The following is a 12,178-nucleotide window of genomic DNA, read 5'->3' on the forward strand; positions in this document are numbered from 1 at the left end:
TTTTTATTTACTTATTTATTATTCTTACACCTCCGTTGCCAGCAACAATCACTTTTTTAACCATATTATTAAAGAGGCCGTGTTCAACAACTCCAACCATTAAATCAAGTTCTTCAGCAAGTTTTTCTGGTTCTTTAATTTGAGAGATATGAAGGTCAATAATAAAGTGATGCATATCCGTTAACAATCTCTCGTTTTCCTCATTTAGACGCCAAGTTGGAGCATAGCCAGCCGCTTCAAATTTTTTAAAAACTTGTTGTGAGCCATAAGGAATAACTTCTACAGGAATTTTAAAGGAGCCTAGATTTTCTGATAATTTACTTTCATCAACAATCCAAATATAGTCTTTTGAATAGGTTGCAACAATTTTTTCCATTAGAAGTGCTGCTCCACCACCTTTAATACCATTTAGTGAAGAATCAATTTCATCTGCGCCATCAACTGTTAAATCAACATAATCTACTTCGTCAATAGAGGCTAAAGGAATTCCAAGAGCTCTGGCTTGGCTACTTGTTACATTGGACGTTGTTACACCCGTAATTTCCAATTGTTCTTCGGCAATTCTTCGACCCAATTCTTCGACAAAATAGGCTGCTGTTGACCCAGTTCCTAAACCAACGACCATTCCCGATTTAACAAATTCAGCAGCTTTTATGCCGACTTGTTTTTTTAAATTATCCATTTTACCTCCTTGAATACTTTGATATCATGCTGACCTAATTATAACAAAAAAGCTACCTAAAGTAGCTTTTTTATCTGTTTATATTAACTAATATATTCTTCCAAATATTGAGGATTATAAATCATGATCTTATTATCAATCACATCAATTACTTTCTCATCCTTTAAATCGTGGAGAATACGATTGACACTGTTTCTTGTAGAAATACCACAGAAGCCTGCAATATCCTCATTAGTAACTGTGAAATCAATCAAAATTCCATCTTTCTTACGAATGCCAAAATCATCAATTAAACTATGGAGACAAGCACAAACTGCTCCTTTTTTACCATTAATTGTCATTTTTTGAAGAATTTCTAAATTAAGTGCCAATCTTCTTTTATAAAAATCATCAACAACTCTAAATAAATTTAAATCTTCGCGTACCCAATCCCAAAAATCGCTCCGCGAAATTTTATAAAAATTAGCCGTTGGAGATTCTACTCTGACATTAAATAATGCTGAGATTCCATCATTTCGTTTTTCTTCCAATAAAGAAACAAAATCTGGCTGCGCAACATACGCGATATTAAATTCACGACCATCTCTTAAAATATTGCTAATCTTCGCTACACCATCTTTAAGGACATAGATATATTCTGACTCAATTCCTTGATACATAATATAGCTATGCTTTTTACGTGTTACGACACTGACTTTTTTTTGCTCTAGTGTATTGATTAGATATTCAATGTTTACGTTTGCCATTTCTTCCATCTTGTTAAAACTCATCTACTCGCTAATTTGTTCATTTATTCGCCTATATAAGGCTGTAGCCATTTTATTATATCATTTTTTATGTAAATCATTAAAATCAAACTTTAGAACTTGATTTTTGATGTTTACCATGAATGAGATAGTATATAATCCAAACAATTACAACTGCGGGAGCACTGTACAGATACAAATTTCTGAAACCAAGCATACCATTTCCAAGCATTGGAATAATTGCTCCAAGAACAATAGGTCCTCCACCAACACCTAAATCTAAAAATCCAAAGAAGGTAGAAGTTGCAACACCGATACGATCTTTACTTGAATCACGAATAGCAATTGCTTGACCAAATGGTGCAACACCACCGTAACCAAGACCGAAGGCTCCACCAGCAATTAATAAGATAACAAAGCCAATAGCTGGACTGAAGAAACCGGCTAAGCCAACAAGAAGCATTGCCACTGCAAAGAAAATAAATGTTGGATTGAAAATCCAGTTATCCCCTTTAGTATCGAATAAACGACCTGTGAATGGACGTGAAACAAAGATTAATACGGCATACATCGTGAAGAACAATGATCCCGCAAGTGGAATTTTAAGATCTGTTGAAAATGAACCCATTCCTGTTAAAATAGCTGAGTCAATAAATCCGGCTAAAAAGGCAATAATTGAAATAGGGAGGGCCGATTTTTCAATATATCGTTCGACACCTTTAGGCTCATGCGCCAGGGCATAGGCACGCTCTTCTGCAGAAAATTCTTTGACACGAACAAAGAAAATTAATATGAAGGTAATAACCAACAAACCAAGAGCAATTCCAAGTAAAGAACCAAAACCAAGTGAAGAGTAAATCATGATTGAAAGGGCAGGACCAACTGCAGCTGCCAAGGTAACAGATAAAGCGTAGTAACCAATCCCTTCACCACGACGTGAAGCAGGGACAACATGTCCTGCAATTGTCCCTGAGGCTGTTGCACCAATCCCAAAACCTGCTCCTTGAATCACTCGAATCAAAAAGAGTAAGGGAATATTAGTTGTCAAATAATAACCAAAAGTTAAAACAAGAAAAATAAGTCCACCAATATAGAGCAATCGCTTCATTCCGATACGTGTGATATTAATCCCCGTCCAAACTCGACCAATAAGGGCTCCAATAACAAAAACGCTTGATAAAGAAAGACTAACAACTGTTGATTGATGAAGTTGTTGAAGCGCATAAGTCCCTATTGAGGAGGTTAAGACATAAAAAACAATATAAAATAAAAAACTAATAAGCGTGTTAATAACGAAAGTAGGAGTAAAAATACTTTCTTTTTTCATGATTTTTTCCATTTCTAAGTAAAAGAGTCTCTGCTCTTTTTATGAGTGACTAAGTAAGACTATTATTTTCTAACGATGAGTGTATTGCATGTGGCATGATTAACAATATAAGATGCAACTGAACCAACAACTACACGCTCTATATAACTAATCCCTGTTGCGCCAATTACAATCAAATCAACATTTTCTTGCTTAGGAATTTTTGTTGCCATTGCTACTTTAGGTGAGCCATATTCCAAAAGTGTTCTAACATTTGTTAGTCCTTCATCCAATGCTTCCTTAGCAAATTGTTGCAATAAAAGTTTTGTTCCATTTTCATGCTGTTCTTCGGCAATTGTGTCGTAAGTATTCACGGCAAGAAATGAACGTTTTTCAATAACGTTGGCTAAGATGAGCTCAGCGTCATTGCGCTTAGCAACTCTAACTGCTTCATCAAACGCTTTAAGTGATTCTGCTGAACCATCCATACCAACTAAAATTCTTGAATATTTTTGTTCCATGCTAACTGTCCTTATCTAATTAACCGATAGCTGAGATATTTCTTACTTCAAAAGCAAATTTTCCATCTTCAGTTTTTATAAAACCGTGGTGATTTGAAACAAATTCAATTGCTTCATCCATGTTAACGAAGTCTTGAATGACACTGCGTACTTTAGTATCGCCTACATAGTTTGGTGTTGAATTTTCTTCATATGAAGAAAGTCCTTTAAATTCAAATTTCATTTCGAAATTCCTTTCTTAATTAACAATAATTTCTATTTTTGAGAAACGGGAATCTTGTTGTTCTCAAATGTTTTTAAGTTACTCAATTATTTTAAACAAAAGCGATACGAAGCGCGACCACAATTTTTGATATCAAGCATTGATATCTATCATTGATAACATTTGTTACTCTTTATATAAAAAAATACTGACAGATTTGTCAGTATTTAATCTTTATTCTTTAATAAGCTTGAGCAGTTTCCATTTCTGACTCTCTTTCTGATTCTTCGACTGAATTGGAAGTAGTGTTCATTCTCTTTTTAGCCGTGGTCATCATTAAACGAATCCGATTCAATTGATTGACCGCAGAAACTCCTGGGTCATAATCAATGGGAGCGAGATTGGCTCCTGGGTACTGACGACGAAGTTCTTTCATCATTCCTTTACCAACGATATGGTTAGGAAGACAACCAAATGGTTGAAGACAAATGATATTGTTCACCCCTTTTTGCAAGAGTTCAATCATTTCGCCAGTGAGGAACCAACCCTCACCAGTATGATTCCCAATTGAAATCACTTCTTCAGTTGATGCTGCAATATCGTATATTGATTCAATGGAGTCAAAGCGTTTTGAGGCTTTCAAGGCTTTATTCATTGGTTTTTCTAACATATTAATAATACCAATGAAAGTTTTAGCCATGAGTTTATTTTTCTTACTAAAGCCAATCTCATCTGCTTTCCAGATTTGATTGTACAAGCTATAGTTCATGAAGCCAATTAAATCAAGAACAACTGCTTCGCCGCCCTCTTCTTCAATTATTGACACAATATCATCATTTGCTGTTTTACTATATTTAACCAAAATTTCACCGACAACACCCACTCGTGGTTTTTGAATATCCAAAAGTTCAATTTGGTCAAATTCAGCAACAATTTTTTTCATGTTACGATTAAATTCAAAAATTGATCCAGATTCTACATTTTTCCGAGCTTTTTCTAACCATTTCGCATGTAATTCATTGACAGAACCTTCAATGGCTTCATATGGTCGAGTGCGATAAACGACTCTTTCAAATAAATCTCCATAAAGAACTGCAATCATAAAGCGTGTTAAAAGTGGAACTGTGAATTTAAATCCTTTTTCTGTTCCTTGATTACCCATTGATAGGGAAACAACAGGTACTTGTGGGAAACCTGCATCAATTAGGGCTTTACGCAATAAAGGAATATAGTTTGTTGCGCGACATCCCCCACCTGTTTGAGTCATCATGACCGAAGTATTATCAAGGTCATATTCTCCTGACTGAAGAGCTTCAATGAGCTGACCTATTGTAATAATCGCTGGATAACATGAGTCATTATTAACAAATTTCAACCCATTATTGACAGAAGTATTGCTTTCTGGTAGAGAAACGACATTATATCCCGCAGCGGCAAAAGCTGTATCTAATAGCCCTTCTTGGTGAATTGGTGACAACATTGGTAAAAGAAGAGTGTGTTTTTTAGCCATTTCTTTTGTGAAAGCTGGTGTTTCTTGTACTAATTCGTGAACTTCGGTGCTTGCTTCAATATTATGACGCACGCGCTCTGAAACTGCTGCTTTCAGACTACGTAAACGAATCCGAACAGCTCCCATGTTTGATCCTTCGTCAATTTTCAAGACGGTATAAAGCTTATTGTGTCCACGCATGATTTCTTCTACTTGGTCTGTCGTTACGGCATCAAGACCACAACCAAAGGAATTAAGTTGAACAAGTTCTAGATTTTTATTTTTACAAACAACATTTGCAGCTGCATAAAGGCGGCTATGGTAAACCCATTGATTAACCACACGCAGACCAGAAACTTCGGCTAAATGACTAATAGAATCCTCAGACAAAACGTGGAAATCTTCTTGAGTGATGATGTCAGCAATTCCATGATTGATTTCTGGGTCCAAATGATAAGGACGTCCAGCGAGAACAATGGCTTTTTCATTATTTAAATTAATTTGCATGAGCAACTCTTCAGCTTTAAGACGCAAATCTTCTTTAAATTTATCCATTTCTTCAAAGCCATGTTGGACAGCAGCTTGTACTTCCGTAAGATTGACAGAAATCCCTTGGGCGGTTAAAGCCTTATGAACATTAACAGCTACTCCTTCCGGATTGGCTAGATTAATGAAAGGATGAAGATAATTAACTTGCCCTTCACGAATTTCATCGATATTATTTTTAAGAACTTCAGGGTAAGATTGCACAATCGGACAGTTAAAATGGTTTTGAGCATTTTTTTGTTCTTCTTGTTCAAAAAGGACAGATGGATAGAAGATATTTGGAACGCCCTGCTTAATCAAAGCCATAATATGTCCATGACTCATTTTGGCTGGATAGCATACCGTATCTGAAGGAATGGTTTCAATTCCTTCTTCAAAGAGTTCTTTATCAGAGCGAGGGCTTAAAACAACACGGAATCCAAGGTCTGTCAGCATCGTGTGCCAAAGCGGATAGTTTTCATACATATTGAGTACACGTGGTATCCCAATTTCTCCTCTGGTTTGTTTTTTCTTGCTTAAGCTATGGTAACGGAAAAGTTTTTTATACTTGTAATCAACTAAGTTAACTTTTTTATCTTTTTTAGCGACTTTAACTTTTGTAGCTTTTTCGGCACCACGTTCGCAACGGTTCCCAGTTACAAACTTATTCCCATCATTAAAGACCGTTAGGGTCATTTTACAGTTATTTTCGCAAAGACCACAGACCATAAATTCTTTATGAGTTGTGAATTTTTCTAATTCATCAAGTTTTAGAATTTCTGATTCTTTATTTGCTTCTTGGTTATCTAGGGAAATCAAAGCACAACCATAAGCTCCCATTAGTCCAGCGATACTTGGACGAACCACTTCGCGCTCAGAAATTTTTTCAAAAGCACGTAGAACGGCTTCATTGTAAAATGTTCCCCCTTGAACAACGATTTTCTTACCAAGTTCTTCTGGACGTTTTACTTTTATAACTTTATAGAGGGCATTTTTAATGACACTGTATGAAAGGCCTGCGGATATATCTCCGACAGTCGCTCCTTCTTTTTGAACTTGTTTTACTTTTGAGTTCATGAAGACGGTACAACGAGAACCCAAGTTAACTGGATGCTCAGCCAAAAGTGCTTTTTGTGAAAATTCACGAACATCATGTTTTAGTGAATGGGCAAAGGTTTCAATGAATGAACCGCAACCTGATGAACAAGCTTCATTAAGTTGAATACTTGATAGAGCACCATCACGAATTCGCATAGCTTTCATATCTTGTCCACCAATATCAAGAATGAAATCTACTCCTGGATTGAAATAATCAGCGGCCTTATAATGGGCCATTGTTTCAACTTCACCATAATCAACATGAAGTCCTGCTTTAATCAGGTGTTCTCCATAACCAGTTACTGTTGATTTTGCAATATAGACGTCCGCCGGAAGTTTAGCATAGACATCTTTTAAAATATTAATGACAGATTCAAGCGGTTCTCCATTGTTAGAACCATAATGGTCATAAAGAATATTTCCTTCATCATCAATAAGAACAACTTTTGTTGTGGTTGAGCCGGCATCAATTCCTAAGAAGGCAGCTCCATGATGTTCAGACAGGCTCTTATAGTTAGCTGTTGCTTTGGCATGACGCGTCCGAAATTCATCAAGTTCTGCTTGATTTTCAAAAAGTTTATCCATTGTATCTTGTGGAATTAAGCTGTCTGAATCATCATTTTCTAAACTATGAATTAAATCAGTTGCTGTTTTCTGACTTGTTTCTTCATAGAGCGCAGCTCCCATTGCCACAAAAAGTTGTGGATTTTCTGGGAAGATAATATTTTCTTCTTTTAAATCCAAGGTTTCGATGAAACGTTTGCGTAATTCACTCATAAAGAAAAGCGGACCGCCTAGAAAGGCTACATTTCCTTTGATTTTTCGCCCACTTGCTAAACCTGCAATGGTTTGATTGACAACGGCTTGAAAAATACTAGCAGCAATATCTTCACGACGCACTCCTTCATTTAACAGCGGTTGAACGTCGGTCTTGGCAAAAACGCCACAGCGTGATGCTATCGGATAGAGTTTTTCGTAGTTTTTAGCTAACTCATTGACACCATTGGCATCAACTTTCAAAAGGGCTGCCATTTGGTCAATGAAAGCACCTGTCCCACCGGCACATGTTCCGTTCATACGTAATTCTTGAGTCCCGTTATCAAAAAAGGTCATCTTGGCATCTTCACCACCAAGCTCAATCATCACGTCTGTTTGGGGAATGAATTTTTCAATGGTAATTGATGAAGCGATAACTTCTTGAACAAAAGGAACATCAATGACTTCTGCAAGTCCCATTCCTCCTGAGCCGGTAATGGCTAGTTCTAGATTTAAATCTCCATGTTCTTCTATAAAATCTTTGAATACTTTGATGGTTGCTGCTTTCACATCTGAAAAATGGCGCTCATAGCGTGAGAAAATGAGCTTAAAATTTTCGTCAAAAACGACGAGTTTTACTGTGGTTGATCCAACGTCAATCCCTGTTTTATAAATTTGTGTCAAGATGGTCTCCTAGTTATGTGAGAAATATCACTTGAACAAGTCCGCTAAGCTCTTAATATTTTTTCGGCAAGTTAAATTTGAAATCTAACTTATCTTTTGGACGCAGAATTTTGATAAAAAGTAATTTAGACGGTCTGTTGCTTATCTTATTATATGTTCATTTTATCATTTGTCATAAGAAAAGCAACCAGCAAAAAGGGCGTGGTTGTCACATAAACGACAATTCAAAACAAGCTGTTGATTATGTTAAAAGACTTTGACATCGAATGACAAAATCTTTTGACTAAATTCTTTAATGACTTTAATCTATTTTTTGATTATAATGGAGTTAAATAGTACAATGTGAAAAATTAGACAAAACAGTCTATTGGGACTGGGTCTTTTTGAAACTGGAAAGATGGTTTTTTATGGTTAAATCAGATGATTTACGTGTGAAACGAACAAGAAAATTGATTAGTCAGGCTTTTTTTGGTTTGTTACGCAAGAAAAAATTTGAAAAGATTTCAATTCAAGAAATTGCCGATTCAGCCATGATTAATCGGGCAACTTTTTATGCTCATTATGCTGACAAACAAGATTTATATGATAGTTTGATTGACCAATTTTTAGCTAGCTTCACTGGCATTTTAGATGAACAAAATTTGGTCGATGGTAACAATGTTCATGTCAAAGAAATTGAAACTGTTCTGAGTCGCTTTTATGAATTTGTTAAGGACAAACCAGAGGTTGCACAAATGATTACTGACAGAGCGCATGATCAACGGTTAAAAAATCGATTTCTGGAGATTTTATCTGAACGCTATACCGAGTTATTTGAAAAACTGGAAGTTAGAGAAAAAGATGTTGTGGTTCCCAATGATTTTGTAATTTCTTATATCAGCTCGATTTTGGTGGGAACTTTAGACTGGTGGGTCAGCACTTCTACCCAAATGTCTGCTCGAGATTTTGCTCATTTGATTATCAAATTAATTTCTAATGGCCATTTGACCGTCCTTGGGGTCAATATTAATCGCGAAAATTAAAAAAGTTACTGATGAAACTTCTAGGATAGCCGTTGTTTTTTAACTTACGGATACCTTCGAATTTTTATCAGTAACTTTTTATTTTTTCAAATTTTCTATTTCTTCGGTTGTTAAAGGACGATAGGCTCCTAGCGCTAAATCTGAATCCAATGCTAAATTGCCCATCCGAATGCGTTTGAGATAGAGAACGTACATTTCAACAGCTTCAAACATCCGTTTGACTTGATGAAATTTTCCTTCATGAATAATCACACGAATTTCACTAATCCAGCCAGATTGACTCTCCCCTTTGTAAATACTTTCAATGAATAATTCTCCTGGTCGTGCTTTTTCTCCATTTTTTAGAGTCAAGCCCTCAGCAAATTTATTGACAATTTCGTCAGTAACTTTTCCATCAATTCGCGCAAAGTATTCTTTTTCAACATGCTTTTTGGGTTGAGTTAAATCATGTCCCAATGCTCCGTCATTCGTTAAAATTAAAAGTCCCTCAGTATTTTTATCTAAACGTCCGACTGGAAAAATATCCTCACGAAAATCTTTTTCCGATAATAATTGAACAACTGTCTTAAAAAGATTATCTTTTGTTGCAGAAACAAGACCTTGCGGTTTATTTAATAAGTAATAATAATATTCTTGGTAATCTAAAATCTCACCATCAAAGGCGACTTGTCTAGAATTCTTATCTACTTGAAACCTGCCGTCTCGCTGAACTTCCCCAGCAACCGTCACGCGCCCTTTTTTCAATAGAATTTTGACTTCACTACGGCTTCCGAGGCCACTTTCTGCTAAAAATTTATCTAGTCTCATGTCTTTTATTATATCAGATTTTGCTGACAGGTCTGTCAGTAAAATAATGGAAAAAAAGTTACTGACAGAATTAAAAAAATTACTGACGGAATTTCTGTCAGTAATTTTTCTCATTCTTATTCTCCATAAATATCTGCATCTGTCAGCTTAAAAATAATCATTGTTTCTGGTGGATATGCTGCCAATTGATTGGCAAAACTGTCATCATCATCTTTTTTGACTTTTGCTTTGATATTAATGGTCACTTTTTGATGTTCTTCAACAAGTGCGTCATAAAGTGTTTTTAAATCGGCAATATCTTGGCTGCTGGCTTTGGGTAAAATTGTATATTTGGTGTAATCTTTATCAAACCAAGAACCTTCTTTTTCAAAATCAACTGATGAATTTTCACGAATTTGCAATTTAGCTGAGATATCATAATCATAATCTTGCTGTTCAATCATTTTAGCAATTTTTACCATTGATTCATAATCACCACTTGCTTTTAATTTCAAAGTGGCTTTATAAGGAATCCCAGCAAGCTCTAAGCGACCCGCAATCATAAATGGGTCTGGCTCAGTTCCCTTGTCATCAAGTTGAGGTGGAGCAAAATTGACTGAGATTGAATAACCTTTTGTCAGTAATTGCTCATATTGCGTGATGACTTCTTCTAATTCGAGTCCATCAATAAACTCATTAAATGTACGCTCAGTGAGTTTGTTATTTTCAGCGGCTTCTTCTTTTGGATAGATAATTTTTACTTGATAGGTCATATCTACTATTATATCAAGATGTGAGCATAAATTGGGAAAATGCGAAGAAAAAATAGAAAATTTTTTGTTTCTATTTTTAGTCAGCTTCAAAATTTATTTTTTTTATCACTTTTTATTGGTGCAAACTCAATTATTATAAATTTTTATTTTTTATAAAAAAATAAATTAAATAGGCTAGGAAATTCAGCCTTTTTGCGTTAAAATAGTCTTTATGACATTAACACAAGAATTTGATACGATTGCGGCGATTTCCACACCGCTTGGTGAAGGAGCAATTGCCATTGTTCGTTTATCAGGGACAGATGCCCTAAAAATTGCTCAATCTGTCTATAAAGGAAAAAATTTAACTCAAGTTGCTAGCCATACGATTAATTATGGCCATATTTTTGAAGAAGAACGTCTCGTTGACGAAGTCATGGTTTCAGTCATGCGTGCGCCTAAAACATTTACACGTGAGGATATTGTTGAAATAAATACGCATGGTGGAATTGCAGTCACACAAGAAATTTTGCAATTACTTTTACGTAATGGCGCAAGACTCGCTGAACCTGGCGAATTTACCAAACGTGCCTTTTTAAATGGACGAATTGACTTGGCTCAGGCTGAGTCTGTGATGGATTTAATTCGAGCTAAAACAGATAAGGCTGCCAACATTGCCGTAAAACAACTTGACGGTAGTCTTTCAAAAATGATTAATAACATTCGTCAAGAGATTCTCGAAAGTTTGGCACAAGTCGAGGTCAATATTGACTATCCAGAGTATGATGATGTGGAAACAATGACTTCACAAATGCTCCTTGAAAAAACGGCTCATTTTGAACAGCTTTTGGAAAATCTTTTATCAACAGCTAAACGCGGAAAAATTTTAAGAGAAGGTTTAAAAACGGCGATTATTGGTCGGCCAAACGTTGGAAAATCAAGTTTACTTAATCAATTGCTTCGTGAAGAAAAAGCCATTGTCACTGATATTGCTGGAACAACGCGCGATGTCATTACTGAATTTGCCAATATTGGCGGTGTTCCTCTTGAACTAGTGGATACTGCTGGTATTCGTGAAACAGATGATTTAGTCGAAGCGATTGGGGTTGAACGTTCTAAAAAAGCTTTGGCTGAAGCTGATTTAGTTTTACTCGTTTTAGATGCCTCAAATGAATTGACTGACAAAGATTTAGAGCTCTTAGAACTGTCTAAAAATTCAAATCGCATTGTTCTACTCAACAAAACCGACCTGCCAGAAAAAATTGATAGCACTCAAATTTCTGGTGATTATATCCGAATTTCAGCTCTTAAAAATGAAAACTTAAATGCTGTTGAAGAAAAAATCAATCAAATTTTCTTTGCCGGTGAAATAGAAGCCAAAGATGCAACGGTATTATCTAATGCCCGCCACATTTCAATTGTTGAAGAAGCTTTGAAGGCTCTTAAAGAAGCAAACTCTGGGCTTGCTCTGGGCTTACCTGTTGATTTAATTCAAGTGGATGTCACACATTGTTGGCAATTACTCGGAGAAATCACAGGGGAAGCTGCCCCAGATGAATTGATTACACAACTTTTTTCACAATTTTGTTTGGGAAAATAAAAAAGAGTT

10 protein-coding genes are annotated in these 12,178 nt (G+C 35.7%); 2 read left to right on the forward strand and 8 right to left on the reverse strand.

Translation table 11 applies throughout. The annotated features are described in order from the left end of the window. Window positions 1-7: 7 nt before the first annotated feature. From rpiA to MKX45_RS01180, 6 genes are all read right to left on the reverse strand, one after another. Window positions 8-682 (reverse strand): ribose-5-phosphate isomerase RpiA, encoded by a 675-nt coding sequence (rpiA, locus tag MKX45_RS01155; RefSeq protein ID WP_057720767.1) that lies wholly within the window; start codon window positions 680-682, stop codon window positions 8-10. 83 nt (window positions 683-765) lie between these two features. After that, window positions 766-1,452 (reverse strand): Crp/Fnr family transcriptional regulator, encoded by a 687-nt coding sequence (locus MKX45_RS01160; protein WP_057720768.1) that lies wholly within the window; start codon window positions 1,450-1,452, stop codon window positions 766-768. A gap of 82 nt (window positions 1,453-1,534) precedes the next feature. Next, complete coding sequence (locus MKX45_RS01165; protein ID WP_340816723.1) at window positions 1,535-2,755, reverse strand: MFS transporter; 1,221 nt, start codon at window positions 2,753-2,755, stop codon at window positions 1,535-1,537. Between the two features lie 62 nt (window positions 2,756-2,817). After that, window positions 2,818-3,255 carry a universal stress protein gene (locus tag MKX45_RS01170; protein ID WP_003132028.1) on the reverse strand — a complete coding sequence of 146 codons (438 nt, stop codon included), beginning with the start codon at window positions 3,253-3,255 and terminating at the stop codon, window positions 2,818-2,820. Window positions 3,256-3,274: 19 nt separating this feature from the next. Beyond that, window positions 3,275-3,478 (reverse strand): hypothetical protein, encoded by a 204-nt coding sequence (locus tag MKX45_RS01175; RefSeq protein WP_003132029.1) that lies wholly within the window; start codon window positions 3,476-3,478, stop codon window positions 3,275-3,277. Window positions 3,479-3,698: 220 nt separating this feature from the next. Further along, window positions 3,699-8,000 (reverse strand): 2-hydroxyacyl-CoA dehydratase, encoded by a 4,302-nt coding sequence (locus MKX45_RS01180; protein WP_057720780.1) that lies wholly within the window; start codon window positions 7,998-8,000, stop codon window positions 3,699-3,701. Between the two features lie 416 nt (window positions 8,001-8,416). Between MKX45_RS01180 and MKX45_RS01185 the strand changes: the two genes are divergently transcribed. Next, the gene (locus tag MKX45_RS01185; protein ID WP_015427233.1) at window positions 8,417-9,031 is read left to right on the forward strand and encodes a TetR/AcrR family transcriptional regulator; all 615 of its coding nucleotides are present in this window, start codon (window positions 8,417-8,419) and stop codon (window positions 9,029-9,031) included. Window positions 9,032-9,109: 78 nt separating this feature from the next. Here the strand turns inward: MKX45_RS01185 and MKX45_RS01190 are convergent, their stop codons facing one another. Together MKX45_RS01190 and MKX45_RS01195 are read right to left on the reverse strand one after the other, a co-directional pair. Further along, complete coding sequence (locus tag MKX45_RS01190; RefSeq protein ID WP_057720781.1) at window positions 9,110-9,838, reverse strand: pseudouridine synthase; 729 nt, start codon at window positions 9,836-9,838, stop codon at window positions 9,110-9,112. A gap of 116 nt (window positions 9,839-9,954) precedes the next feature. Then, window positions 9,955-10,590 carry a hypothetical protein gene (locus MKX45_RS01195; RefSeq protein WP_003132036.1) on the reverse strand — a complete coding sequence of 212 codons (636 nt, stop codon included), beginning with the start codon at window positions 10,588-10,590 and terminating at the stop codon, window positions 9,955-9,957. Window positions 10,591-10,801: 211 nt separating this feature from the next. Between MKX45_RS01195 and mnmE the strand changes: the two genes are divergently transcribed. Beyond that, entirely contained in the window at window positions 10,802-12,169 is a 1,368-nt protein-coding gene (mnmE, locus tag MKX45_RS01200; RefSeq protein WP_057720771.1) for a tRNA uridine-5-carboxymethylaminomethyl(34) synthesis GTPase MnmE, read from the forward strand. Window positions 12,170-12,178: the final 9 nt, after the last annotated feature.

Source organism: Lactococcus sp. FSL W8-0209 (genome assembly GCF_038006585.1).
Classification (GTDB): domain Bacteria; phylum Bacillota; class Bacilli; order Lactobacillales; family Streptococcaceae; genus Lactococcus; species Lactococcus lactis.

Excerpts from the sequence above, each read along its gene's own strand:
- rpiA (WP_057720767.1), bottom strand. The coding sequence starts at position 682 with ATGGATAATTTAAAAAAACAAGTCGGCATAAAAGCTGCTGAATTTGTT.
- MKX45_RS01160 (WP_057720768.1), bottom strand. The coding sequence starts at position 1,452 with ATGAGTTTTAACAAGATGGAAGAAATGGCAAACGTAAACATTGAATAT.
- MKX45_RS01165 (WP_340816723.1), bottom strand. The coding sequence starts at position 2,755 with ATGAAAAAAGAAAGTATTTTTACTCCTACTTTCGTTATTAACACGCTT.
- MKX45_RS01170 (WP_003132028.1), bottom strand. The coding sequence starts at position 3,255 with ATGGAACAAAAATATTCAAGAATTTTAGTTGGTATGGATGGTTCAGCA.
- MKX45_RS01175 (WP_003132029.1), bottom strand. The coding sequence starts at position 3,478 with ATGAAATTTGAATTTAAAGGACTTTCTTCATATGAAGAAAATTCAACA.
- MKX45_RS01185 (WP_015427233.1), top strand. The coding sequence starts at position 8,417 with ATGGTTAAATCAGATGATTTACGTGTGAAACGAACAAGAAAATTGATT.
- MKX45_RS01190 (WP_057720781.1), bottom strand. The coding sequence starts at position 9,838 with ATGAGACTAGATAAATTTTTAGCAGAAAGTGGCCTCGGAAGCCGTAGT.
- MKX45_RS01195 (WP_003132036.1), bottom strand. The coding sequence starts at position 10,590 with ATGACCTATCAAGTAAAAATTATCTATCCAAAAGAAGAAGCCGCTGAA.
- mnmE (WP_057720771.1), top strand. The coding sequence starts at position 10,802 with ATGACATTAACACAAGAATTTGATACGATTGCGGCGATTTCCACACCG.